A 23,991-nucleotide genomic window follows, 5' to 3' on the forward strand; every position below is an offset into this window, starting at 1 on the left:
GGGTCTTTTTCCATCCTCGATACCCTTTCGCGCGCCCGGGCGAAAGCCGCGACCCCGACAGGGACCGGGGTGGTGTGGCGAAAACCATATGGCGTTTCGATAAAACTCGCGTCATTCAGCGGGCATGAGTGGTGCGCGCAGGGCGGGATCGGTGAAACGCAGCATCGTGCTGATCGGCATGATGGGGGCTGGCAAGTCGGCGGTGGGGGCCGAACTCGGCCGCCGCCTGGGCGTGCCCGTGCGCGACACCGACACCGAGATCCAGGCCGCCGCCGCCGCCACCATCCCCGAGATCTTCGCCCGCGACGGCGAGGAGTTCTTCCGCGCCCGCGAATCCGAGGTGCTGGCCCGCGTGCTGCGCGGCCCGCCCGGCGTCGTCTCGACCGGGGGCGGCGCCTGGATGCGCCCCGAGAACCGCGCCCTTGTCGCAGGGGCGGGGGTGTCGGTCTGGCTCGACTGCAAGCTTTCGACGCTGTGGCGGCGGGTGAAGCAGAAACCCACCCGCCCGCTTCTGCAGACGCCCGATCCGCGCGGCACGCTGGAACGCCTGCTGGCCGAGCGCGCCCCCGTCTATGCACTGGCCGACGTCACCGTGGCCGTGCAGGACAGCGATTCGGTCGAAGCCACCGCCACGCGCGTGCTCGACGCCCTTCGCGCCCATCGTCCCGATATCCTGGAGCCCGCATGATCCGCACCGTCCCCGTCAGGCTGGGCGACCGTTCCTACGAGGTCCGCATCGGCCCCGGCCTGATCGCCCGCGCGGGCGACGAGATCGCGCCGCTGCTGTCGCGCCCGCGTGTGGCGATCCTGACGGATGAGCGGGTCGCGGCCCTGCACCTGCCTGCGCTGACGGCGGCGCTGGACCGCGCGGGCATCGCCTCCGCGGCGCTGGCGCTGCCTGCCGGCGAGGCCACGAAAAGCTGGGACCACCTGGGCCGCGCGGTCGAATGGCTGCTGGCCGAGCGGATCGAGCGGCGCGATATCGTGATCGCGTTGGGCGGGGGGGTCATCGGCGACCTGGCCGGCTTCGCGGCGGCGATCCTGCGGCGCGGCGTGCGCTTCGTGCAGCTGCCGACGACGCTGCTGGCGCAGGTGGACAGTTCCGTGGGTGGCAAGACGGGCATCAACTCGCCGCAGGGCAAGAACCTGATCGGCGCCTTCCACCAGCCGAGCCTCGTGCTGGCCGACACGGACGTGCTGGCGACGCTGCCCGATCGCGACTTTCGCGCGGGCTATGGCGAGGTGGTGAAATACGGCCTGCTGGGGGATGCGGATTTCTTCGCATGGCTCGAGGAGAACGGCCCGCGTCTGCGCCAGGACCAAGAGGCCCTGATCCATGCCGTCGCCCATTCCGTCGCCATGAAGGCCGACATCGTCGCCCGCGACGAGACCGAGCAGGGCGACCGCGCACTGCTGAATCTCGGCCACACCTTCGGGCACGCGCTCGAGGCCGCGACGGGCTATTCCGACCGCCTGCTGCATGGCGAGGGCGTGGCCATCGGCTGCGCTCTGGCCTTCGACCTGTCGGCGCGGCTGGGGCTTTGCCCGCAGGAGGACCCGAGCCGCGTCGGCGCGCATCTCGCGGCAATGGGGATGCCTGCGCGGCTGTCCGACATCCCGGGCGATCTGCCCGACGACGCGGGGCTGATCGCCCTGATGGGGCAGGACAAGAAGGTCGTGGACGGGCGGCTGCGGCTGATCCTCGCGCGCGGGATCGGGCAGGCTTGCGTCGCCTCGGACATCGACCCGGCGGCGATCGCCGCGACGCTTTCGCAGGATCGATGATCGGCTTTACCGCCCGTTAACCATCGCGCTAGTAAGAGCGGATTCGATACCCCTGAAGGAGCCGCACATGGCAGGCAGCGTCAACAAGGTCATCCTGGTCGGCAATCTGGGCCAGGACCCGGAAATCCGCACCTTCCAGAACGGCGGCAAGATCGCCAACCTGCGCATCGCCACGTCCGAGCAGTGGAAGGACCGCAACTCGGGCGAGCGGCGCGAGCGCACCGAATGGCACTCGGTCGTCATCCATTCCGAACCGCTGGTCCGCGTGGCCGAGCAGTACCTGAAGAAGGGCATGAAGGTCTATATCGAGGGCCAGCTGGAAACCCGCAAATGGCAGGACCAGTCGGGGGCCGACCGCTATTCGACCGAGGTTGCCCTGCGCCCCTTCCGCAGCGAGCTGCAGATGCTCGACGGCCGCGGCCAGGGCGGCGGCGGTGGCGGTGGCAGCCAGGGTGGCGGCTATAACGAGGGCTACGGCGACTACGACCGCGGCGGCTCGGGCGGCGGCGGTGCGCGCTCGGGTTCGGGCGGGGGCGGCGCGGGTCGCGGCGCGCCGGATTTCGACGACGAAATCCCCTTCTGAGAAGATGTGCGCCGGTCGGCAGAATGTTGCCGATGGCGCACAGCCTTTCTGCCGCGCGGGCATGCGGCGACTGGCGGTGCGGCTCGTTTCGGGTATCGTTCCCCTCAAAACGATAAACGGCGAGGGAGTTTCCCGGATGAGTGCAGTGATCGTGAACGTGGCGCGGCTGGTCAAGGTCGCCACGCTGGCCGTTGCCGGCCTTGCGGTGGCCGTTCCTGCGCAGGCCGAGGGGCTCAGGCTGGGGGGGGCGTCCTCGAAGTCGAGGACGACGCAGTTCCAGCGCCAGACCCAGCTGATGGACACCCGGCTGGCCGCGCAATACCAGCGCTCGCAGAAGCTGCGGCCGGAAACGGGCAAGTCGCGCACCGTGACGGTCATCAGCCTGGATGGCCGCGCCTCGACCTCGAACGGGGCGATCCCGCGCTATACCGGCAACCAGCGCAGCAAGTACCTGCCCCATGCCCGCGCGGCCGCCCGCAAGCACGGCATCCCCGAAGACCTGTTCCTGCGGCTGGTGCAGCAGGAATCGGGCTGGAACGCGGGCGCGCGCTCGCACAAGGGCGCGACGGGGCTGGCGCAGCTGATGCCCGCGACCGCCGCCAAGCTTGGCGTGAATCCGCATGACCCGGTGCAGAACCTGGACGGCGGGGCGCGTTATCTCAAGATGATGTACAACACATTCGGCGACTGGCGGCTGGCGCTGGCGGCCTACAACGCCGGGCCGGGCGCCGTCACCAAGCACAAGGGCATCCCGCCCTATCGCGAGACGCGCAACTACGTCCGCATCATCGCCGGCGGCTGAGCCGCCGACGCCAGCACTACTGCGGGGCCGCCGGGGGCGGCCCTTTTTCGTTCAGCGTCCTGCCCGGATCGCGTCGATCTCGGCCTTCAGCCGGACGATGCTGGCGGGCCAGCCCCAATGCGCCAAGGCATGGGGGCGGGGGTCATAGTCGGCGTGACGCTCGATCAGCCGGGTCATGGCGGCGGCGAAATCCTCGCCCGGCGCGGCGGCAAGGCCGGTTTCGGGCGTGACGTACTGCAGCCCGCAGACAAGATCCGCATTTGCCAGCACCGGCAAACCGGCCAGCTGGTATTCCGTCAGGATCGCGGGCGCGCCGTCATGCTGGCCGCAGACCACGCCGATGCGCGCGCGGTTGATCTGGCGGTTCACCTCGTCATGCGGCACCGGCCCCACGATCTCGACGTCCAGCCCCCGGCGGGCGGCGTCCGCGCGCAACTCCTCGGTCATGTGGCCGTAGCCCACGACCAGCAGCGCCGAGGTGCCGGGACGGCGTTCCAAGGCGTCGAACAGGATGTCGTGGCGCTTGTAGGGCTGAGTGCAGGCCACATAGACCACGTCGCGGTCCTTGGGGGCGCCGGTCGGGTGGAAGGTATCGCCCGAGGCGAACTCGGGGCCGATGGGCAGCACCAGGCAGCGCGCGCCGGGAATGCGGGCGCGGATCTCGTCCGACTGCCACTCGGCCCCCGTCAGGAACAGGTCGAAGCGGCGCGCCACCTCGTCCGGCAGCCGCAGCGCGGGCGCGTCGATGGAGTTGTAGATCGTGATCGCGCCCTTGCAGGCCTCCATCAGCGCGGCATCGACGCCAAGGCCCCAGACGCAGAGCACGTCGGGCGCACCGGTCGCGGCGACATGGGCCGTCGCTTCGGCGGAGCCATAGGGGGCGGGGCCATTTGCCCGGAAGACGCGGCGGGTCAGGCCGGGCCGGTCGGGATCGGGGGTGCCGCAGGGTCGGGCACTGTCGAAGTCGGATTCCCCGTCGCGTCCCGCGAAGCTCCAGATTTCGGCGGCATCCACTAGTCCCGAGGCCACCGCAGCCAGCGGCAGGCGTTCAAGGTAGCCGCCGGTCACGCGGACCTGCGCGCGGTCGGCAGGCAGGGGCAGGGCGCCGGGGGCAGGCTCGCGCGGTGCGCAGGGTTCGGGCGGAACCTGCGAGCAGAAGTCCGAGACGGCGACGATCCGCGAGGGACGGGATTTCTGCACTCCGCCAAGGGTCGGCAGGGGAGAGGAGCCCTTTGTCCCGACAGGATCGAGGGCGGCGTCAAGGACAGCGGGATCAAGCACGATGGGGTCCAGCGAGGCAGGGAAATCTCATCCTGCCGCGCTAGCACGCCAAAAAATGTTATGACAGATGCGCCCTTGTCCCCGGCTGTGGGCCAGGCTTCAGCGTTGCGCCAAAGCTTCGGCCACCTGCGGGGCGTAATAGGTCAGGATGCCGTCGCAGCCCGCGCGGCGGAACGAGAGCAGGCTTTCCATCACCACCTCGCGCTTGAGCCAGCCCGCGCGGATCGCGCCCTCCATCATCGCGTATTCGCCGCTGACCTGATAGGCATAGGTGGGCGCGCCGAACTGGTCCTTCACCTCGCGGCAGATGTCTAGGTAAGGCATCCCCGGCTTGACCATCACCATGTCCGCGCCCTCGGCGAGATCGCGGGCGACACAGCGCAGGGCCTCGTCCCGGTTCGCGGGGTTGATCTGGTAGGTCTTCTTGTCGCCCACCAGCCGCCCCGAGGCGCCGACCGCGTCCCGGAACGGCCCGTAGAAGCCGGATGCGTATTTCGCCGCATAGGACAGGATCGCCACGTCCTTGTGGCCCGCCTGTTCCAAGGCGCGGCGCAGCGCCCCGATGCGCCCGTCCATCATGTCTGATGGCCCCAGGATGTCCGCCCCGGCCTCGGCCTGCGCCAGCGCCATGCGGACCAGCGCCTCGACCGTCTCGTCGTTCAGGATCACGCCGTCGCGCACGAATCCGTCGTGCCCGTTGATGTTGTAGGGGTCGAGCGCGATGTCGGTCATCACCGCCAAGTCCGGCGCGACCTCCTTGATGGCGCGGATGGCGCGGTTGCCGATGTTCTCGGGGTCCCAGGCGCGCTCGCATCCTTCGGTTTTCAGGTCGGGGTCCGAATGCGGGAAGATGCAGATCGCGGGAATTCCTAGGTTCATCGCCCGTTCGGCCGCGCGCTTCGCCCCGTCCAGCGTCAGCCGTTCCACGCCGGGCATCGAGGGGATCTCGCCCTCGCCACCCGGGATCTCGGTCACGAAGATCGGCCAGATGAGGTTCTCGGTCGAAACATGGCGTTCCGCCGTCAGTGCGCGCAGGGCAGGCGTGCGGCGCAGCCGGCGCAGGCGCGTGGCGGGGAAGGGCGCGATGATCGGGGTGGCGGGCATGGAGGCCTCCTGTCGGGACAGTGGCCTGCTTGCCACGACCGCGCCGCCTCGTGCAACCGGCCCGGCTTGCCGCCGCGGGTCCCCCGTGGCTAGGGTGATCGGCGGTTTCACGGGAGAGACGGTTGATGGGAGGGACGGCAGGGCTGATCGAGGCGCTGGACACGCGGTCCTTTTCATCGGTGTGGTACTGGCTGATGCTGACCGTCACCTGGACCTGGGTCAGCCGAGGCGCGCTGGGCATCCCGCCCGAACTGGTCCGCAGCCTGAACCGCCGCGGGGTGGGGCAAGCCGACGAAGCCGCCGCTCTTCGGCTGCTCGATTGGGTGTCGCTGGTCGCGCCGCGCTGGCAGCTGATGCGCGACGACGGGGTGGTGCTGCTGGGCGTCGCCTCCTTCGTGCTGTCGATGCTCGCGGGGCTGGGCTTCCTTTACGGCCTGGAACTGGCACAGGCGCTGCTGCTGCTGATGGCGCCTCTGATGCTGCTGGGCTGGCTGCGCCTCCAGCTGGCGGGGCGCCTGCGCGCGACGCTGGCCGAGGCGGAGGGAGCCCGCCTTTCAGTCGTCGAAGCGGCGGTGCAGATCGCCGCGCGGATCACCGCGCATATGCGGGCCACGCTGGTGCTGTCGGGCGTGGCGGTCGCAACGGCGGCGATCTGGGGGACGATCTGGATGGCCGCGCATCCGAACGGGCTGTGACGGCGTTGGGCAGGGCCGCTTGACATCACGCCCCCGCACTTTACCTCAGCCTCCATGCCCGAAACCCTGATCCTTTCCGGCGCGCCCGAAGGCTTCGACGCCGCGCTGATCGCGCGCGAGGCCGAGCGCGGCGCGCCCGTCATCCACATCGCCCGCGACGACCGCCGGATGGCTGCGATGCGTGCGGCCCTGGCCTTCTTTGCGCCGCATCTGGCGGTGCTGGAGCTGCCCGCCTGGGACACGACGCCCTATGACCGCGTGTCGCCCTCGGGCGAGATCATGGCGCAGCGCCTGCAGGTGCTGGCGACGCTGGCGAGCGGGGCGATCAGGCCGCCCTTCGTGCTGCTGACGACTGTCAACGCCGCCGTCCAGCGCCTGCCTGCTGCCGAAACGGTCCGGGCGGCCTCGTTCATGGCCAAGGTGGGCGAGCGGCTGGACGAGGCGCAGCTGCGCGGCTTCCTGTCGCGCATGGGCTTTTCCCAGTCCCCGACCGTGACCGAGCCGGGCGACTATGCCATCCGGGGCGGGATCATCGACATCTATCCTCCGGGACCGGGCGGGCCGGTGCGGCTGGACCTGTTCGGGGACGTGCTGGACGGCATCCGCCGCTTCGATCCCGACAGCCAGCGCAGCCTGGGGGCGCTGGACCGCGTGGAAATCGCGCCCATGTCCGAGGTGATCCTGGGCGAGGACGCCATCACCCGCTTCCGCCAGAACTATCGCGCGGCCTATGGCGGCGGCGCGAACGACCCGCTGTACGAGGCCGTCAGCGCAGGCCAGAAGGTCGCCGGGATGGAACACTGGCTGCCGTGGTTCCACGAGCGGCTGGACAGCCTCTTCGACTACCTGCCCGGCGCGTCCGTGGTGCTGGACGACCATATCGAGCAGCACCGCGCCGCCCGCTGGGACACCATCTCCGAGCAGTTCGACGCCCGGCGCGAGGCGATGGGCAAGCGCGGCGCCGACAGCGTCTATCGCCCGGTCGAGCCCACCGCGATGTTCGCCGACGAGGGCGAATGGCGCCGCTGGCTGGCCGCGCACCGCACCATCGCGCTGTCCGTGCTGGCGCATCCGCCAGGGCCTGGCGTGCTGGACGCGGGCGGCCGCGTGGGCCGCAACTTCGCGCCCGAGCGGCAGGCCGAGAAGACCGACCTGTTCGCCGCGCTTGCCACCCATGTCCGCGAATTGCAGAAGACTCGCCGCGTGGTGGTCGCCAGCTTTTCGGAAGGCGCGCGGGAGCGCCTGACCGGGCTTCTGTCCGACGAGGGTCTGACCGGCGTCCCCATCGACGACATCCGCGCCCTGCCGGACACCAAGGGCGCGCTGGGCCTCGCCGTCTGGCCGCTCGAGGAAGGCTTCGTCACGGACGGGCAGGCGACCGGGCCGCTGGCGGTGATCTCGGAACAGGACGTTCTGGGCGACCGCCTGATCCGGGGCGCCAAGAAGCGGCGGCGGGCCGAGAACTTCCTCAAGGACACGACCTCGCTGTCGCCGGGCGACCTCGTGGTCCATGTCGAACACGGGATCGGCCGCTACCGGGGCCTGGAAACGATCACCGCACTGGGCGTGCCGCATGACTGCGTGGCGCTGGAATATGCGGGTGGCGACCGGCTTTACCTGCCCGTCGAGAACATCGAGCTGCTGACCCGCTATGGGCATGAGGAAGGCCTGCTCGACAAGCTCGGCGGCGGCGCATGGCAGGCCCGCAAGGCGCGGCTCAAGGAGCGCATCCGCCAGATCGCCGACCGCCTGATGCGCGTCGCGGCGGAACGGCTGCTGCGCAACGCCCCTGTCCTGGAACCCGAGCACCACGAGTGGGAGGCCTTCGCCGCCCGCTTCCCCTACGCGGAAACCGACGACCAGGCCGCCGCCATCGCCGACGTGGCCGAGGATCTTTCCGCCGGCCGCCCGATGGACCGCCTTGTCGTGGGCGACGTGGGCTTCGGCAAGACCGAGGTCGCCATGCGCGCGGCCTTCATCGCGGCAAGCCAAGGGATGCAGGTCGCCGTCGTGGCTCCCACGACGCTGCTTGCCCGCCAGCATTACCGCAGCTTTGCCGAACGATTCCGGGGCACCGCCATCAACGTGCGGCCACTGTCGCGCTTTGTCTCGGCCAAGGACGCGGCCCTGACCCGGACGGGGCTGGCCGATGGCACGGTCGATATCGTCGTCGGCACCCATGCGGTGCTGGCCAAGCAGGTGAAGTTCAAGAACCTCGGCCTGCTCATCATCGACGAGGAACAGCACTTCGGCGTGGCCCACAAGGAACGGCTGAAGGAGCTGCGGTCCGACATCCACGTCCTGACCCTGACCGCGACACCGATCCCGCGCACGCTGCAACTGTCGCTGACGGGGGTGCGCGACCTTTCGGTCATCGGCACCCCGCCGGTGGACCGCCTCGCGATCCGCACCTACGTGTCGGAGTTTGACAGCGTCACCATCCGCGAGGCCCTGCTGCGCGAGAAATACCGCGGCGGGCAGAGCTTCTTCGTCGTCCCGCGCCTGTCGGACCTGCCCGAGGTCGAGGACTGGATGCGCGAACACGTGCCCGAGGTCAGCACCATCGTCGCCCACGGCCAGCTTGCGGCGGGCGACCTCGACCAGCGGATGAACGCCTTCTACGACGGCAGCCATGACGTGCTGCTGGCGACCTCCATCGTGGAGTCGGGCCTCGACATCCCCACGGCCAACACGATGATCGTCTGGCGCGCGGACATGTTCGGGCTGGCGCAGCTTTACCAGATCCGGGGCCGCGTGGGCCGGTCCAAGACCCGCGCCTATTGCTACCTGACCACCAAGCCGCGCGTGCCGCTGACCCCGCAAGCGATCCGGCGCCTCAAGTTTCTCGGCTCCATCGACTCGCTTGGGGCGGGGTTCAACCTCGCGTCTCAGGACCTCGACCTGCGCGGCGCGGGGAACCTGCTGGGCGAGGAGCAGTCGGGCCACATCAAGGAAGTGGGCTTCGAGCTTTACCAGCAGATGCTGGAGGAAACGATTGCCAAGCTGAAATCGGGCGAGCTTGAGGGCACCCCCGACGACGAATGGGCGCCGCAGCTGAACCTAGGCGTGCCGGTGACGATCCCGGACAGCTACATCCCGGACTTGGACGTCCGGCTGGACCTGTATCGCCGCCTCGCGCAGCTGACCACCAAGGTCGAGCTGGAGGGCTTCGCCGCCGAGTTGATCGACCGCTTCGGACCCCTTCCGCGCGAGGTGAACACGCTGCTTCTGGTCATCCGCATCAAGGCGATGGCCAAGCGGGCGAACATCTCTTCGCTGGTGGCAGGGCCGAAGGGCGCGACGATCCAGTTCCATCAGGACAAGTTCCCGAACCCGGGCGGTTTGGTGGAATTCCTGAACGAGCAGAAGGGCGCGGCGCGGATCAGCGACAACAAGCTGGTCGTCAGCCGTCCTTGGCCGACCGAGGCCGACCGCATCAAGGGCGCCTTTGCCGTGGCCAAGGATCTGGCGGCCAAGATCAAGGCGGGCACGGCCAAGCCGGACTCGCCCCGCCCCGCCGAGAAGCCCGCTGCCCCCAAGCCGGCCCCTGCGCGTTCCGAGGCCAAGGCGGCGCAGCCTGCCGCCAAGCCCGTTCAAGGCCAGCGCGTCCCAGCAGGCAAGCCGGCGTCCAAGCTGGGCGAGGTGGGGCGCACGCGCTGGTCACAGGTGTCGCGTCCCGGCGTCTCGGGCAAGCCGCGAGGCCGCTAGGCTCAAATGCCGCGCCGGGCGATCTCGAACGCCAGGCGTGCGCAGAGGAACAGGACCACCCCGGCGATCACCCAAGGCTGCGGAAAGCCAAGCCGCCACGCCCTGTAGAAGCACAGGATCGCCGCAGCAAAGCCAAGTCCCGCCAGGATGTGCATGGCCCAAAGATGGGCGCGCAGGGAGTTTGCGTCAACAGGCCGCCTTCAGCGGAAGAACCGCCCCACACAGGCCTGCGTCATGCCGAAGGCCATGCCGCCGCCCGTGTCCGCCACGGTCCCGCACCAGCGCCCGTCCGGGGAGAACAGCGAGCGCGTGTGCCCTCCGCCCGGCCGATAGGCCACCCGCCGCCCGCGCAGATCGAACAGGTTCAGCGTCCCGCCGTTGCGGGTGTAGTAGCCCAACATCTCGTCACCCGCCCAGATCCCGCGTCCACCATCCGGGCCGTTGGCGGGGTTGTCCGGCGCATTGGCTCGCAGCCCCGAGCCGTTGCCCGGCGCGCCCCCGCTGTTGCCCGGTGCACCCGGCAGGTTCGCGCGATGCGACGGCTGGTTCGCCGGCGCGCCGGGGCCGAGGTCAAAGGGCACCTGCGAGGGATCGACCACGAACAGCGGCGCATCCGCCAGGACCGGGACGGCCCAGGCGGCAACCAGCAGGGCGGCGATCAGGCTCGATGCTGACGGATTCTTCATGGCTTCAGTCTAGAGATGCTTTCGGGTCGCTCAAGACCAGGCAGACAGGTGAGCGCTTGGGAAGATCGTCGCGACTGGCCAGTGATATCGCGGATGAGGCATGTATTTCCGCAGGCTGCAGCGTCACGAGCCTGCTGCGCGTGCCAGCGTTGTTCAGCATGGATAAGGGCCTCAAGGGCCGGGCGTGTCTTCCGGATGGCGAAGGGTCGAACCAAGCGCGGCTTGACCCTCGCGGAGGAATCAAACCATCCGTTCCTGTTCCTTCGCGGCGCGGACGAAATCTGCGAACAGGGGCGCGGGGGCGAAGGGCTTGGACTTCAGTTCCGGGTGCGACTGGACGCCGATGAACCACGGGTGGCCCTCGATCTCGATCACCTCGGGCAGGCGGCCGTCGGGCGACATGCCCGAGAAGATCAGCCCGCAGGATTCCAGCTTCTCGCGGTATTTCGCATCCACCTCGTAGCGGTGGCGGTGACGGTCCTCGATCTCGGTCGCACCGTCATAAACCTCGGAGACGCGGCTCCCGGACTTCAGGACGGCCGTATAGGCTCCCAGCCGCATGGTCCCGCCCTTGTCGTCCGACAGCTTGCGCTGAACGGTGTAGTTGCCCTGCACCCATTCCTTGAGGTGATAGACGACGGGGGTGAAGCGGTCGGCGCCCGCCTCGTGGTCGAACTCCTCGGAGCCCGCGTCCTTGATCCCCGCAAGGTTCCGCGCCGCCTCGACCACCGCCATCTGCATCCCCAGGCAGATGCCAAGGTAGGGGACGTGCTTCTCACGCGCGTATTTCGCGGCGGCGATCATGCCTTCCGTCCCGCGCTCGCCGAAGCCGCCAGGGACGATGATGCCGTGATAGCCGTCCAGCAGATGGATGCCGTCTTCCTTTTCCAGATCCTCGGCCGCGATCCACTCGGGGCGCACGCGGACCCGGTTGGCCATGCCGCCATGGGTCAGCGCCTCGGAGATGGACTTGTACGCATCCTCAAGCTGCGTGTACTTGCCGACGATGGCGATCTTGACCTCGCCCTCGGCGTTGGTCAGGCGGTCCATCACGTCCTCCCACCGCCGCAGGTCGGGCTTGGGGGCGGGGCTGATCTGGAAGGCGTCCAGCACGGCGCGGTCCAGCCCCGCGCGGTGATAGGCCATCGGCGCCTCGTAGATCGACTTGAGGTCATAGGCCGGGATCACCGCATCGGGGCGCACGTTGCAGAACAGCGCGATCTTGGCGCGCTCGCGGTCCGGGATCGGCTGCTCGGACCGGCAGACCAGCACGTCGGGCTGCAGGCCGATGGAGCGCAGTTCCTTGACCGAGTGCTGCGTGGGCTTGGTCTTCAGTTCGCCCGAGGCCGCGAGCCAGGGCAGCAGCGTCAGGTGCATCAGGATGCACTGGCCGCGCGGGCGGTCCTGGGAAAACTGGCGGATGGCCTCAAAGAAGGGCAGGCCCTCGATGTCGCCGACCGTGCCGCCGATCTCGCACAGCATGAAATCGACCTCGTCCTCACCGATGGCAAGGAAATCCTTGATCTCGTTGGTAACGTGCGGGATCACCTGGATGGTCTTGCCGAGGTATTCGCCCCGGCGTTCCTTTTCCAGCACGTTGGAATAGACGCGACCCGCGCTGACCGTGTCGGTGCGGCGGGCGGACACGCCGGTGAAACGCTCGTAATGGCCCAGGTCCAGGTCGGTTTCCGCACCGTCGTCGGTGACGAAGACCTCGCCATGCTCGAAGGGCGACATCGTTCCCGGATCGACGTTCAGGTAGGGGTCCAGCTTGCGCAGCCGGACGGTATAGCCGCGTGCCTGCAACAGCGCGCCCAGTGCCGCCGAGGCGAGGCCCTTGCCCAGCGAGGACACCACGCCGCCGGTGATGAAGATGTAACGCGCCATGAGAAAGCCCCCGTGAGTTCGGCAATGCGGCAACGGTCCGCAACCGCCATCACGGGAGTCGGGACATAGCCGATTCTCCGCGACGCCGCAACGGACCCGCGATGTGTTGTGGGCGCGCGGGTGCCGCGCGCCACGGGTTCTGGTGGTTCAGTTCGCGGGCGCCGGGGTGATCGGCACGGTCCGCGTGATGACGTTGCCCGAAGCCTCGGCAGGCGCCTGCGCCGGCTGTTCAACTGCCGGGGCCGTTGCGGGCACAGGGGCGGCAGCGGCCGGCTCTGCCGCCGCAGGAGCCTCTGCCGGCACGGCAGGCGCCGTCGCGGCGGGCGCGGCGCCGGGCGGCAGGACCGGCTGGCCCACGCCCGGCGGTGGGGTATAGGTGGGAAGGGTCGGCAGGCCCGCCGGGGCGCTTTCGCGCGCGGGCGAGATCCGGTCCACGACCGAGGCGCCGACCGAGTTGCGCGCGGCGATGACGGTCAGCGCGATCGAGGTGACCAGAAAGGCCGAGGCGATGATCCAGGTTCCGCGCGTCAGGGCGTTCGCAGCCTGGCGGCCGGTCATGACACCGCCACCGCCGCCCCCCATGCCCAGGCCGCCCCCTTCGGACCGCTGCAGCAGGACCACGCCGATCAGCAGAAGGGCGAGGATGAGATGCACGGTCAGGACGACGTTTTCCACGGGCGGCAGCCTTATGTTTCGGAACGCGCCTATCTAGGCACGGGGTTGCCGGAAGGCAAGCCGCCGCTCGGGCTGCCGGTGCATTCCGGCCGAGCGGTCACGTCACGGAACGCGAGGGTCTTTTTCCTGGCCCGATACCCGTGCAGGGCGAACCCGTGGCCCTTTCAGCCCAGCGCCGCCAGCGCCTCGGCCAGGTCCAGCGCGCCGTCGTAAAGCGCCCGGCCCGAGATAGCCCCCGCGATCACGCCGGTGTTGCGCAGTTCGATCAGGTCCGCCAGCCGCGACACGCCGCCCGAGGCGATGACGGGCATCGACACGGCCCGTGCCAGATTCGCCGTTGCCTGGACGTTCGGCCCCTGCATGGCCCCGTCGCGGTCGATATCGGTATAGATGATGGCTGCCACGCCCGCGTCCTCGAAACGGCGGGCAAGGTCGGTCGCCACGACCTCGGTTTCCTCGGCCCAGCCGCGCGTGGCCACGCGGCCCCCGCGGGCGTCGATGCCGACGGCGACCTGTCCGGGGAAGCGGCGGGCTGCTTCGTCAACCAGCGAGGGGTTTTCGACCGCGACGGTGCCCAGGATGACGCGGGCGACGCCATGCTCCAGCCAGGCCTCGATCATGGCCATGTCACGGATGCCGCCGCCCAGCTGGACGGGAATGTCCACGGCGCCCAGGACCGCGCGCACGGCCTCGCCGTTCACCGGCTGACCTGCGAAGGCGCCGTTCAGGTCCACGAGATGCAGCCAGCGCGCGCCCGCGTCCCGGAAGGCCCGCGCCTGAGCGGCAGGGTCGGTGCCGAAGACGGTCGCCGCCTCCATGTCTCCGCGCAGAAGCCGCACGCAGGCGCCGTCCTTCAGGTCGATGGCGGGGTAAAGGATCATCGTTGGGGCTCCGCTTGGGCAATCGGCCCCCCATGCCACAGGCGGGGCAGGGGGGAAAGTGCGGCCTGACTTCACGTCACGCTTGCCCGACGGCCTGCCCCCGACACCAATCGTGGGCAGGGAGACAAGGGAGGACCCCATGAGAACCATCTCGCTCGCCGCCGCCTTCGCACTGGCCGCAGGGGCCGCGCTGGCCGCCGACCCGATCGAGGGCATCTGGCAGACCCAGCCCGACGAGGGCGCGGTCGCGCTGGTCCAGATCGCGCCCTGCGGCGGCGCCTATTGCGGAACCATCGTCAAGACCTTCAAGGGGAAGGAGGAGTACAAGTCCCCCAACCTCGGCAAGCAGATCGTGATCGGCATGGCGCCCTCGGGCGGCGGCGCCTATGCAGGCAAGGTCCTGCGGCCCGCCGACAACAAGACCTACAACGGCAAGGCGCAGGTCAGCGGTGGATCGATGAAGCTGTCGGGCTGCGTCGCGGGCGGGCTGATCTGCAAGTCGCAGACCTGGACCAAGTTGAAATGAGACAAGCGGCCGCGCCCGGGCAGGGCGCGGCCAATTAAGTCAGCGGCGCGCGACCAGCCCCGAGCGGCGGATGGCCGCCGCCAGCCCCGGATCGACACTGCGCCCGCCGTTCGACGGGTCGATGCCCAGAAGCCCGTTCGGGCACATCCGGTCGTCGTCCCAGCCCGGATGGTCGGCCACCGGGTAAAGGCAGATCCCCTCGACCGGGACGCCACGGACACGGGCGCGGGCGGTTTCGGCGGCCACGTAGTCGAACCATGCGCCGCGGCGGTCGCCCTCGGTCCCCGTTTCGGCGATCAGCATGGGGCGGCCATAACGGGCCGAGACCTCGAACAGCAGGTCCGAAAGCGGACGATAGATCACGTCGTCCACGTCCACCGTCAGGCCGCCGTGGTTCCACTGGTTGTTCCAGTAGTAGTTGACGCCGACGATATCGACGAAGGACGGATCGCCCCCGATCTGCGGCCACATCCAGCCGCCCAGCAGCTCGAAGGCCTGGAACTGGGCGTCGTGCCAGCCATGGGCCTCCCACCGAGGACGGCCGGACCAGTCCACGTGATGGATGGCGATCAGCGGCTCGGCATGAACGAAGCGGGCGCGGGGGTCCACGGCGCGCAGCTCGATCATGGCGGCGATCGAGGCGCGGGCCAGCTGGCACTTCAGCTCCCAGCCGCGACCGGCGCCATAGGGGTTGAGGTAGCGCGCGTCCCCGCCCGCCCAGGCATGGAAGCTGATCTCGTTCACCGGGCACCAGAAGGGCACCTCGTCCGTCAGCCCGCGGACATGCTCGGCCACGGCGCCGGCATAGCGGGCGAAGCGATGGACGAATTCGGGACGGTAGATGTCGATGTCCTCGGGCCAGCCGTAATGCAGCAGGTCCCAGACGACCTGGGTGCCGGTGTCCCGCGCCGCCTCGACCATGGGGGTGAAGCTTGAGAAATCATAGGCGCCGCCCCGGTCGATCAGGTGCCAGCGCGCGCCGTCGCGGCAACTGCGGATGCCCAGCCCGCCGAGCTGGCGGTAGTCCTGCGCCGCGTGCCGGTCATGGCCGACCGCGGCCATGATGTCGCGGTGCGGACCCCAGCCGCGCCGGTGGGTGGAGCACTCCCAGCCGCCCAGAACGAAGCTGCGGAACAGCGAGGGCGGGGGCGCGGCAGGAACCTCGTCCAGCACCTCGTGGATCAGCGCCTGCCATTGCGGGATCACGACCTCGGTCGAGTAGGTCGCCTCGACATGGGCGCGCAGGCCCGCGCCAAGGCGCACGCGCAAGGCCGGGTCGCGGATCAGGCGCAGCATGGCCTCGGCCACCGCGTCGGGGTTCTCGTAGGGAACGAACATCCCCGACCGGCCGTCCACGATCTGCTCGCAGGCGCCGTTGTCGGGGGTGGCGATCACGGCCAGCCGCGCGGCCCCGGCCTCGGCGATGACATGGGGCATCCCCTCGCCACGCGACAGCCAGCAGAGCCCGTCCATCGCCGCCATCAGGTCCGGCACGTCGCGCCGGTCGCCGGTGAAGATCATCCGGTGCGCCACGCCGGCCGCATGGGCACGGCCATGCAGTTCATGCGCGTATTCCGGCATGAAGGCGTCCGGCCCGCCCACGACGACGAAACGCGCCCGTGGCTCGACGGCGGCGACACGGGCGGCGGCGTCGATGAAATCCTCGACCCGCTTCTTGCGGTCCAGCCGCCCCACCCAGCCCAGCAGCACCTCGTCAGGCGCGACGCCCAGCGCGTGGCGCATCGGATCTCGCGCCTCGGGGCGGAACTCGGACAGGTCCACCATCGAGGGGATTTCCCGCGCATGGTGCCGTCTGTCAGGCATCTTCGAGGCGGCGGCCTCGCGGATGCTGTCGCAGACGCCGACATAGCGAGAGGTGAAGTGCTTGGGCCCCGACAGCGCCTCGCGCACCAAGCCGCCATGCTCGATCAGCGGGGGGCGCAGCTTCAGGCGTTCCAGCGCCGGATAGATGTCGGCCACGTCCTGGCAGGACACGACCACGTCGAAGCCCGGCAGCTTGCGCCGCAGGTAATCGACCGTGTCGTCGAAGCCCATGTCATAAGGCGCGGTGTCGACATGGATGCCCAGGGCCCGCAGCTGGTCGTGGGTCTGATCGGGCATCCCTTCCTTGCGGAAGCAGGCGACGACGTCGATGCGATAACGGTCGCGCGGCAGGTGGCGCGCCAGCAGCCGCACCTCGGTCTCCTCGCCGCCGACGACCAGCCAGGCGAAGACGAAAAGGATGCGGATCTTGTTCGCATCCGGGTGCGGCTGGGGGAAGTGGTGGGGCGGAATGCCGCCCCACACGGGTTCGGGCGCATGGGCGCCGTGATGGGGCGTGGGTTCCGCCCCCGCGTCCGGCGTGTCGGTCAGCAGCGCCGCGTCCTGTTCCTCGCGCAGGCTCATGTCGCGTTGAACACGATCTGGAGGAACTCGGGCCGTTCATGCACCAGGTGGCGCAGAAAGTTCGGCGCGTCGTCATAGGGCACCACATGGGTGATCATGTGGTTGCGGATGGCCTCGCCGTCGCGTTCCAGCAGGCGGATGGTTTCCGCCGCCAGCCTGCGCTGGTCCCAGGCCTGGGCCACGGCGCGCGGCATCCGGTTGATCTGCGCGCAGCGGATCGAGAGCCCGTTGTGGTGGAACTCTTCCCCCAGCCGCAGCCCGTCCATGCCGCCCTGATAGAAGGCGAGGTCGATCACCGTCCCCTGCGGGCGCAGCGCCTGCAGGCAGCGGTTGAGGCTGTCGGGCCGCGCGCGGGTCTGGAAGACATATTCCGCCCCGCGCCCCCCGATCTTGTGGTGCCACAGCATCTTGGCGTGGCGCACGGCGTCGTCCTCGCCCATCGCCTCGAAGCCCATGCGCCGCGCGATCTCCTGCCGGAAGGGCGAGGGGTCCACGACCACGATGTCCGAAGCCCCGCCCATGCGCGCGAACATCGCGCAGAAGAGGCCCACCGTGCCGCCGCCCCAGACCAGCACCGGCCGCCCCTCGATTCCTGCGCCGAGGAAGGGGACATTGGCGCCGAACTGCTCGGCATCCGCGTGCAGGATGCCGTTGGCGGCGATGGGGCCCATCTGGGCCACGAAGATCCCCAGGATCGGGTCCATCGCGCGCGGCAGTTTCAGCAGCAGGTCGTGGGCCGGGTCGGCGGTGTGGCCGGTCTTGTGGCCGAAGGTCGTTCCGACCACGTCGCCATGGCCGAAGCCCGGCGCGCGGGCGTCCACCACCCGCGCCGACTCCATGTAGCCCAGGAAGTTGACCGGGAAGCGGGCCGAGGGCTCGCCGGGGATGAACAGCCCCTGCCAGTCGTCCCAGCGGCTGTGCAGATAGGGGTTCGTCCCCTTCATGAAGGTCAGTTCGGTCCCGGCGCTGAGGCCGGTGTACAGCAGGTCCAGCCGGATGCGGCCGTGGTCGGCCGGGCCTTCGTCATAGTGGAAGAAGAAGGGCTCGCCCTGGCGCTCGATCCCGAGGCTGCGAATGGTGCGATGCTGATGCGGCAGGGTCGGCATCTTACGCAACGGATGAACGAAAGATGGGCTGCGGGTCAGCCCGCAGCCCCTCCATCTTCACAAGGGCGCCCGCCTGGGCAGAACGGGTGATCGCAAGGGCCACGCGGTGGGTCTCCAATGCCTCGGCATAATCGCAGCGGATGCGGTTCTGGCGGCCCATGACCGCCTCGACGAAGTCGCGGTCCTCGCGCCAGACGGGATCGCCCTCGGCGCGGCGCACCGGGCGGCCCTGGCCCACGTCCACCATCAGGTCGTGGTCGGTGATCTCAAGCGCCATGGCGTCCGAGAAGACATGCAGGCCGACGCGGTGATTCCAGCGCAGAAGGCAGGTCGAGGCGAGGTTCGCCACGGCCCCGCTGGCAAAGCGCAGCGTCGCCGCCGTCGCGGTCGGGACAGTCAGGCCGGGGAAGTCGCCGCGCTCGCGGTGCGAGGCCAGACCGAAGACATCGGTCACGTCGCCCGCAAGGAAGCGCGCGGCGTCGATGATGTGGGTCGCCTGTTCCACGACCTGTCCGCCGGAGCGGTCCTCGCGCCACCACCATTCGGGGGGCGGTGTCTGGTCGATCCAGAAGCCCTGCATCAGATGGGCGGGGTTCTGCGCCAGATGCGCGCGGGCCTCGTCCATCGTGTCGAGATAGCGCCAGTGATAGCCGACGGCGGTGATCAGGCCCGCGGCCGCGACCTCGGCTGCGATCTCCTCGGCCAGGTCCAGGTCTAGGGTGATCGGCTTTTCAACGAAGAAGGGCAGGCCGCGGGCGATGCAGGCGCGTTCGGCGGGGCCGTGCGCGAAGGGAGGGACGCAGATATAGACGGCGTCCAGCTCTTCCTCGGCCAGCATCGACTCGTGATCGGGGTAGGTGCGCGCGCCCATGCGGCGGGCGGCATCCTCGACGCGGCCCGCGTCGGGGTCGGTGACGGCGACCACGGCCACGTCCGGCATGGTCTCCAGAACGCCGAAATGGCGATGGGCGATGCCGCCCGCGCCGATGAAACCCAGTCTCAGTCTGTCCATTCTGTCCCCGGTTCTGTGCCGCAAGGCGGCGCGATAAATGCGAGCTGTATCAGCGGCCATGCGTCCGGCCGTGAACCGCTCGGCAAAGCGCGACGCCTGCCTGCGGGCAGTTATGGCGCGCCTTTCAGGATTGTCGAGGGCGTCCCTGAGCGCCTCGGCGAGATCGCGCGAGCGGCGCGGAGGGACCAGCCAGGGATGGTCCGCGCCCAGCGCCTCGACGCTGGGGCCGATGCGGGTAGCGACAATGGGCAGGTCCGCCGCCATGGCTTCCAGAAGCACCAGCGGCAGCCCCTCGAAGGCCGAGGGCAGGGCCAGCAGGTCGGCCTGCGCCATCAGCCTTGGCACGTCGTCGCGGCGGCCCAGGAACTCGACCGCGCCGGTCAGGTCCAGCCGTCCGGCCAGACGTTCCAGCCGCGTCTGCAGGGGGCCCGAGCCGACAAGCTGCAGCCGCGCGGGCAGCCCGGCCTTGTGCAGCCGCGCGAGCGCCAGCAGCAATGTGCAATGCAGCTTTTGCGCGGTGAAGCGCCCGACGCACAGGATCACGGGGGCGGCGCCCTTGCCCTTGCTGCGGGGCAGGGGCAAGGGCGCGATCCCGTTCGCCACGGCGGTGACCGGCAGGCGGGGGCCGGGCATCCGCCGCGCCGCGCGGCGCCAGCCCTCGCCCGCTGCGGCGGACACGGCAATGACCGCGTCCACGTGGTCCGAGGCCGCCGCATATTCCGCGACCTGCCGGGGGTCCGTCAGCAGCCAGGGCAGGTGTTCCGTGCGGATCACCGCGGCGCCGGCCGCGCGGGCGGCGGCGGTCAGGCCGTGGCCTTCCCAGCCGATGCCCGCATGGACATGGACAAGATCGGCCCCCGTGGCCGCGATGGCCTTGCGCCAGCAGCCGCCGACCGTGCGCGCGGCGATCCCCTGCGCCAGGGCGCGCTCGGCCAGCCGCCGGCCGGCCGGGTGATGGGGAAAGGCAAGCTCCGCCGAAACGCCCTCGGCCGCCAGTGCGGCGGCCAAGGTCAGCATGTGTTCACCCACCCCCGAGGGCTCGGGGCTGTCCGTCACCAGCAGTGCGCGCAAGCCTTATTCCGCCCCCAGCGCCGCCGCCGCCGCGGGACGAAGCTCGGCCGCGATCCGGCGGTGAACCGCCAGAGCCTGCCCGACCACCTGGTCCATGTTGTAATAGCGGTAGCTGCCCAAGCGGCCTGCGAAGATCACGCCGCGTTCCGCGCGGGCGAGGTCGTCATAGCGGCGGAACAGTTCCTGGTTCTCGGGGCGCGGGATCGGGTAATAGGGCTCGCCCTCGGCCGAGGGGTATTCGTAGGTGACCGAGGTCATCGGATGCACTTGGCCCGTCAGGTGCTTGTATTCGGTGATGCGCGTCCAAGGCACGTCCTCGGCCGGATAGTTCACCACGGCGACCGGCTGCATCTTCCGCATGGGCAGCGTCTCGTGCCGGAAGGCGAGGCTGCGATAGGGCAGGTGCCCGAAGCGGTGGCCGAAATAGGCGTCGATCGGCCCGGTATAGACCGTCAGCGCCCCCCGGTCCGCGCCCTTCAACTCGTGGAAGTCCGTGGACAGCGCGATGTCGATGCGGGGATGGTCCAGCATCCGCTCGAACATCCGGGTGAAGCCCTCGCGGGGCATGGCCTGGAACTTGTCGGTGAAATAGCGGTCGTCGGTGTTCGTGCGCGTGGGCACCCGCGAGGTCACGGTCTTGTCCAGCTGGCTCGGGTCCAGCCCCCACTGCTTGCGCGTATAGCCCTGGAAGAAGGTCTCGTAGAGCTCGCGCCCGACCGCGTTCACCACCACGTCGCGCGAGGTGCGGATGTCCGCCACGGGTTCCGCACGCGAGGCGAGAAAGGCCGCGGCCTCCTCGTCCGTGGACAGCGACAGCCCGTAAAGCTGGTTCAGCGTGGTGCGGTTGATGGGCATCGGCACCTGCTTGCCGCCCACCTGCGCCAGCACCCGATGCTCATAGGGGCGCCACTCGGTGAAACGAGACAGGAAGGACACCACCTCGTCGCTGTTGGTGTGGAAGATGTGGGGGCCGTAGCGGTGGACGAGGATGCCCGCCGCGTCGCGGTGGTCATAGGCGTTGCCGGCGATATGCTCGCGCTTGTCCACCACCAGCACGCGCTGGCCCGAGTCCTCGGCCAGCTTGCGCGCCAGCACCGACCCCGCAAAGCCCGCGCCGCAGATGGTCACGTCATAACCCCGCGCGCCGCGGCGGATGCCGGGGGCGGGGAAGCGGTCCACCGGGGCGGGCTCGACCCGGCGGCGGGCGGCGGCGGCCACCTGCGCGGCCATGGCCGCGAAGCTCGCGTCCCAGCTCATCGAGGCAAGCGTGCGGTCCGCCTCGTCCCGCCAGGCGCCGGGCTTGCGGGACTGCTGCATCGCCGCCTCGCATCCCGCGATGAAGGCCTCGGGCCCGTTCGCCACATGCACCGCCGCAAGGTCGCCGTAATGGCGCAGCACGTCGCGCACCGGCGTCGAGACGACCGGCCGCCCGCCTGCCAGATATTCCGGCGTCTTGGTGGGCGAGATGAAGCGCGTGGCCTCGTTGATGGCGAAGGGCATCAGCGCCACGTCCCAGCCGGCCAAGTAGGCGGGCAGCTCGGCATAGTTCTTCTGGCCCAGCCAGTGGATGTTGTGGGCGCGGGGAAGATCGGCCTCGGACACCTTGGCCAGGGGACCGACCATCACGATCTGCCAGTCAGGCCGGGCCTTTGCCACAGCGGCGATCAGTCCGAAATCCAGCCGCTCGTCGATGACGCCGTAATAGCCCAGGCGCGGACGGGGGATGGAGGCCATGTCATGCGGCTCGGACCCCTGCGGACGGCGGGCCGAGGCGAAATGCGCCGTGTCCACCGAGGAGGGGAACGGATGGATGTTGTCGTGGCGGTTGCGCTTGGCTTCCCAGATCGACCAGCCGCCGGTGAAGACCACGTCCGAGGCGGCGATCAACTCATCCTCGCGCTGCCGCAGTTCGGGGGGCGCGAAGCGGAAGGACGACAGTTCGTCCATGCAGTCATAAACGACAGCCGAAGGGTCCACATGGCGCGCGATCGGCCACATCATCGGCGTGTAGAACCACAGCACCGGCTTGTGGATGCCCGTCAGCGCCAGCATCTGGTCCAGCAGCCGCGACAACGCCGCCTCCTGCTCCTCGCGGCTCCAGCGGTCGGGAACGCGGGGGCGGATGGACTGGACGGTCGTGCCCTCGAAGGCATGGAATTCCAGATAGGGCAGGTGGTGGTTCGTCGGGATCGCCTCTTCCCACATCAGCACGCGCCGTGTCCGTGCAAAACGGCTCATCAGATGCTGCGGTCGTTGCAGGACGAAATCCCATCGCAGATGCGAGAAGCAGATCAGGGGAACATGCGCGCCGTGATCGTCGGCAAAGGCTGGCGACAGGACGGGAGCGATCGGGGAGGCGTCGTGCATCATCTATCCTTTACGGGCGCAGCGGCGAGGGCCCGCTGAGCGGCTGGCGATCCGGACAAGCCGGATCGGTGATGAAGGGTTCCTGACGGTTGATCGACAACGGCGGGGGTCGTGCCGAGTGTTGTAAATTGGCGCCACCTCGTCCAAGGGCCCTTGGACCCGAGATCACGCCTTTTTTGAAAAATCAGTATCCTAGCCGCGAAGTCCGAAGCCTCTCCCCGAACTGCCCGAGACAAGGCCCGATCCGTCACGATCAAAGCCCGATGAACCCGGAGCTGGCCGATAAGGTGCAACCGAGTGGAGCGGTGCTGCCGTGCAACTTGCGAGTACTCATAACCAAGGACTAGAACAGGGGGTGGCAGGTTTTACATCATCCAAAAGTGATAACATAGTTAAGAGCCGGTGGTTCCCGGCTGGTCCCAGGCCCGGGATCGCCGCTAGGTGCCTTCTGAACGCAAGGGATCCTCATGCTGCTGAACCGTGCCTATCCGGACATCTTCTCGGAACCCGAGGCTCAGCTTCTCGCGAGCCTGCTGGGGCCGCCGGTCACTGCCCGCAGCCGCACAAGGATCATCCGCGCCGACGTGGTCCTGGACGAAAGCCTTTATCTGACCCGAGGCATGGTGGGCCGCTACAGCATGGATCGCCATGGGCGGCGGCAGTTCGTGGGCATCCAGATCCCGGGCGACTATTTCGACATCGCGGCCTACGTGCTGAAGTACCTGGACCATGACATCGACGCGCTGTCCCCATGCGAGATGCGCCCGACCTCTCATGGAGAGCTTGACCGCATCGCGCTGGAAAGGCCCGACCTGTACAACAAGCTCTGGAAGATCTCGCTGATCGATGCCTCGATCGACCGCTACTGGATCTTCCGCCTAGGGCGTCTGGCCGGAAAGGCGCGGGTCGCCAACTTCCTGACCGAGATGTTCGTGCGCCTTTACGCCCGCGGCCTTTGCAGCACCACGCATTACGAGCTGCCGCTGTCGCAGAACGACTTGGCAGAGATCAACGGGATGACCTCGGTCCATATCAACCGGCTGCTGGGAGAACTGCGGCTGGACGGGCTGTGCACCCTGGCCGACGGGATCGTGCGCCTGGGCAGTCTGGCCGGGCTGGCGCGGGTGGGGCATTATTCGCCCGAGTATCTGTATCTTGCCCCCCATATCTCTGCCGAGGTGCGCGGCCTTCTCGGACTGAGGGCGGCTGCGGCAGAGCGGCTGGCGGAGTAACCGCAGCAGGTGGGGCAGGGAAGGAGAGGCTGGCGGACGGCTGTGCCTGTGCCCATGTCTGCACCGCAGGGCTTCGGCCCTGCGCGGCGTATCAGTCGAGGACCAGGCGGCCGCGCGAATGCCGAGATGGAGTTTGCGGGCTGAGCCGCTGTCGGAGCATGTCCCTGCGCAAACCTGGCCGGAG

Annotated in this window: 19 protein-coding genes; 8 read left to right on the top strand and 11 right to left on the bottom strand. The window is 69.2% G+C overall.

Features of this window, described 5'->3' with window-relative positions; translation table 11 throughout:
* Positions 1 to 124: 124 nt before the first annotated feature.
* The 4 genes from ACFFII_RS00565 (at position 125) to ACFFII_RS00580 (ending at position 3,170) form a co-directional block, all read left to right on the top strand.
* The gene (locus ACFFII_RS00565) at positions 125 to 688 is read left to right on the top strand and encodes a shikimate kinase (protein ID WP_377696929.1); all 564 of its coding nucleotides are present in this window, start codon (positions 125 to 127) and stop codon (positions 686 to 688) included.
* Entirely contained in the window at positions 685 to 1,785 is a 1,101-nt protein-coding gene (gene aroB, locus ACFFII_RS00570; protein WP_377696930.1) for a 3-dehydroquinate synthase, read from the top strand. Before ACFFII_RS00565 ends, aroB begins: the two co-directional genes overlap by 4 nt.
* A 67-nt stretch (positions 1,786 to 1,852) precedes the next feature.
* The gene (ssb, locus tag ACFFII_RS00575; RefSeq protein WP_377696932.1) at positions 1,853 to 2,368 is read left to right on the top strand and encodes a single-stranded DNA-binding protein; all 516 of its coding nucleotides are present in this window, start codon (positions 1,853 to 1,855) and stop codon (positions 2,366 to 2,368) included.
* Between the two features lie 136 nt (positions 2,369 to 2,504).
* Entirely contained in the window at positions 2,505 to 3,170 is a 666-nt protein-coding gene (locus ACFFII_RS00580) for a lytic transglycosylase domain-containing protein (RefSeq protein ID WP_377696934.1), read from the top strand.
* Positions 3,171 to 3,221: 51 nt separating this feature from the next.
* Here the strand turns inward: ACFFII_RS00580 and ACFFII_RS00585 are convergent, their stop codons facing one another.
* Together ACFFII_RS00585 and hemB are read right to left on the bottom strand one after the other, a co-directional pair.
* Positions 3,222 to 4,451: a glycosyltransferase gene (locus ACFFII_RS00585; protein ID WP_377696936.1), complete on the bottom strand. Its 1,230-nt coding sequence runs from the start codon at positions 4,449 to 4,451 to the stop codon at positions 3,222 to 3,224.
* 99 nt (positions 4,452 to 4,550) lie between these two features.
* Entirely contained in the window at positions 4,551 to 5,555 is a 1,005-nt protein-coding gene (hemB, locus tag ACFFII_RS00590; protein WP_377696937.1) for a porphobilinogen synthase, read from the bottom strand.
* 125 nt (positions 5,556 to 5,680) lie between these two features.
* Here hemB and ACFFII_RS00595 point away from each other — a divergent pair, with 125 nt between their 5' ends.
* Together ACFFII_RS00595 and mfd are read left to right on the top strand one after the other, a co-directional pair.
* Positions 5,681 to 6,250: a hypothetical protein gene (locus tag ACFFII_RS00595; RefSeq protein ID WP_377696939.1), complete on the top strand. Its 570-nt coding sequence runs from the start codon at positions 5,681 to 5,683 to the stop codon at positions 6,248 to 6,250.
* Positions 6,251 to 6,304: 54 nt separating this feature from the next.
* A complete protein-coding gene (gene mfd / locus ACFFII_RS00600; RefSeq protein ID WP_377696940.1) occupies positions 6,305 to 9,958 on the top strand; it encodes a transcription-repair coupling factor in 3,654 nt (1,217 codons plus the stop codon).
* 2 nt (positions 9,959 to 9,960) lie between these two features.
* Here the strand turns inward: mfd and ACFFII_RS00605 are convergent, their stop codons facing one another.
* The 5 genes from ACFFII_RS00605 to hisA form a co-directional block, all read right to left on the bottom strand.
* Complete coding sequence (locus ACFFII_RS00605; RefSeq protein WP_377696941.1) at positions 9,961 to 10,113, bottom strand: hypothetical protein; 153 nt, start codon at positions 10,111 to 10,113, stop codon at positions 9,961 to 9,963.
* A gap of 45 nt (positions 10,114 to 10,158) precedes the next feature.
* Positions 10,159 to 10,644, bottom strand: a complete 486-nt coding sequence (locus ACFFII_RS00610; RefSeq protein WP_377696943.1) for a hypothetical protein — start codon at positions 10,642 to 10,644, stop codon at positions 10,159 to 10,161.
* A 240-nt stretch (positions 10,645 to 10,884) separates the two neighbouring features.
* Positions 10,885 to 12,531: a CTP synthase gene (gene pyrG, locus ACFFII_RS00615; protein ID WP_377696944.1), complete on the bottom strand. Its 1,647-nt coding sequence runs from the start codon at positions 12,529 to 12,531 to the stop codon at positions 10,885 to 10,887.
* Positions 12,532 to 12,678: 147 nt separating this feature from the next.
* Positions 12,679 to 13,206 (bottom strand): preprotein translocase subunit SecG, encoded by a 528-nt coding sequence (gene secG / locus ACFFII_RS00620; RefSeq protein ID WP_377696945.1) that lies wholly within the window; start codon positions 13,204 to 13,206, stop codon positions 12,679 to 12,681.
* A 164-nt stretch (positions 13,207 to 13,370) separates the two neighbouring features.
* The gene (gene hisA, locus ACFFII_RS00625; protein ID WP_377696946.1) at positions 13,371 to 14,087 is read right to left on the bottom strand and encodes a 1-(5-phosphoribosyl)-5-[(5-phosphoribosylamino)methylideneamino]imidazole-4-carboxamide isomerase; all 717 of its coding nucleotides are present in this window, start codon (positions 14,085 to 14,087) and stop codon (positions 13,371 to 13,373) included.
* 139 nt (positions 14,088 to 14,226) lie between these two features.
* On the opposite strand from hisA, the gene ACFFII_RS00630 reads away from it, so the two are divergent.
* Positions 14,227 to 14,613 carry a DUF2147 domain-containing protein gene (locus ACFFII_RS00630; protein ID WP_377696947.1) on the top strand — a complete coding sequence of 129 codons (387 nt, stop codon included), beginning with the start codon at positions 14,227 to 14,229 and terminating at the stop codon, positions 14,611 to 14,613.
* A 39-nt stretch (positions 14,614 to 14,652) separates the two neighbouring features.
* On the opposite strand, the gene ACFFII_RS00635 is transcribed toward ACFFII_RS00630, so the two are convergent.
* The 4 genes from ACFFII_RS00635 to glf are packed head-to-tail and all read right to left on the bottom strand — an operon-like array spanning position 14,653 to position 22,446.
* The gene (locus tag ACFFII_RS00635) at positions 14,653 to 17,019 is read right to left on the bottom strand and encodes a glycosyltransferase (RefSeq protein WP_377696948.1); all 2,367 of its coding nucleotides are present in this window, start codon (positions 17,017 to 17,019) and stop codon (positions 14,653 to 14,655) included.
* Positions 17,016 to 18,125 carry a zinc-dependent alcohol dehydrogenase gene (locus ACFFII_RS00640; protein ID WP_377696949.1) on the bottom strand — a complete coding sequence of 370 codons (1,110 nt, stop codon included), beginning with the start codon at positions 18,123 to 18,125 and terminating at the stop codon, positions 17,016 to 17,018. The genes ACFFII_RS00635 and ACFFII_RS00640 overlap by 4 nt, the downstream gene beginning before the upstream one ends.
* A 1-nt stretch (position 18,126) precedes the next feature.
* Positions 18,127 to 20,208, bottom strand: coding sequence for a glycosyltransferase (locus tag ACFFII_RS00645; RefSeq protein ID WP_377696951.1), 2,082 nt, complete (start codon positions 20,206 to 20,208; stop codon positions 18,127 to 18,129).
* 3 nt (positions 20,209 to 20,211) lie between these two features.
* Positions 20,212 to 22,446, bottom strand: a complete 2,235-nt coding sequence (gene glf, locus ACFFII_RS00650) for a UDP-galactopyranose mutase (protein ID WP_377696952.1) — start codon at positions 22,444 to 22,446, stop codon at positions 20,212 to 20,214.
* Between the two features lie 596 nt (positions 22,447 to 23,042).
* On the opposite strand from glf, the gene ACFFII_RS00655 reads away from it, so the two are divergent.
* Positions 23,043 to 23,807, top strand: coding sequence for a Crp/Fnr family transcriptional regulator (locus ACFFII_RS00655; RefSeq protein WP_377696953.1), 765 nt, complete (start codon positions 23,043 to 23,045; stop codon positions 23,805 to 23,807).
* Positions 23,808 to 23,991 lie beyond the last annotated feature (184 nt).

The organism is Paracoccus niistensis (assembly GCF_042432925.1).
Lineage (GTDB): Bacteria > Pseudomonadota > Alphaproteobacteria > Rhodobacterales > Rhodobacteraceae > Paracoccus > Paracoccus niistensis.

Coding starts and splice junctions, on each gene's coding strand:
- hisA (WP_377696946.1), bottom strand. CDS start 14,087: ATGATCCTTTACCCCGCCATCGACCTGAAGGACGGCGCCTGCGTGCGG.
- ACFFII_RS00610 (WP_377696943.1), bottom strand. CDS start 10,644: ATGAAGAATCCGTCAGCATCGAGCCTGATCGCCGCCCTGCTGGTTGCC.
- ACFFII_RS00595 (WP_377696939.1), top strand. CDS start 5,681: ATGGGAGGGACGGCAGGGCTGATCGAGGCGCTGGACACGCGGTCCTTT.
- hemB (WP_377696937.1), bottom strand. CDS start 5,555: ATGCCCGCCACCCCGATCATCGCGCCCTTCCCCGCCACGCGCCTGCGC.
- ACFFII_RS00605 (WP_377696941.1), bottom strand. CDS start 10,113: ATGCACATCCTGGCGGGACTTGGCTTTGCTGCGGCGATCCTGTGCTTC.
- ACFFII_RS00580 (WP_377696934.1), top strand. CDS start 2,505: ATGAGTGCAGTGATCGTGAACGTGGCGCGGCTGGTCAAGGTCGCCACG.
- ACFFII_RS00565 (WP_377696929.1), top strand. CDS start 125: ATGAGTGGTGCGCGCAGGGCGGGATCGGTGAAACGCAGCATCGTGCTG.
- mfd (WP_377696940.1), top strand. CDS start 6,305: ATGCCCGAAACCCTGATCCTTTCCGGCGCGCCCGAAGGCTTCGACGCC.
- ACFFII_RS00630 (WP_377696947.1), top strand. CDS start 14,227: ATGAGAACCATCTCGCTCGCCGCCGCCTTCGCACTGGCCGCAGGGGCC.
- ACFFII_RS00655 (WP_377696953.1), top strand. CDS start 23,043: ATGCTGCTGAACCGTGCCTATCCGGACATCTTCTCGGAACCCGAGGCT.
- ACFFII_RS00635 (WP_377696948.1), bottom strand. CDS start 17,019: ATGAGCCTGCGCGAGGAACAGGACGCGGCGCTGCTGACCGACACGCCG.
- ssb (WP_377696932.1), top strand. CDS start 1,853: ATGGCAGGCAGCGTCAACAAGGTCATCCTGGTCGGCAATCTGGGCCAG.
- aroB (WP_377696930.1), top strand. CDS start 685: ATGATCCGCACCGTCCCCGTCAGGCTGGGCGACCGTTCCTACGAGGTC.
- glf (WP_377696952.1), bottom strand. CDS start 22,446: ATGAGCCGTTTTGCACGGACACGGCGCGTGCTGATGTGGGAAGAGGCG.
- ACFFII_RS00640 (WP_377696949.1), bottom strand. CDS start 18,125: ATGCCGACCCTGCCGCATCAGCATCGCACCATTCGCAGCCTCGGGATC.
- pyrG (WP_377696944.1), bottom strand. CDS start 12,531: ATGGCGCGTTACATCTTCATCACCGGCGGCGTGGTGTCCTCGCTGGGC.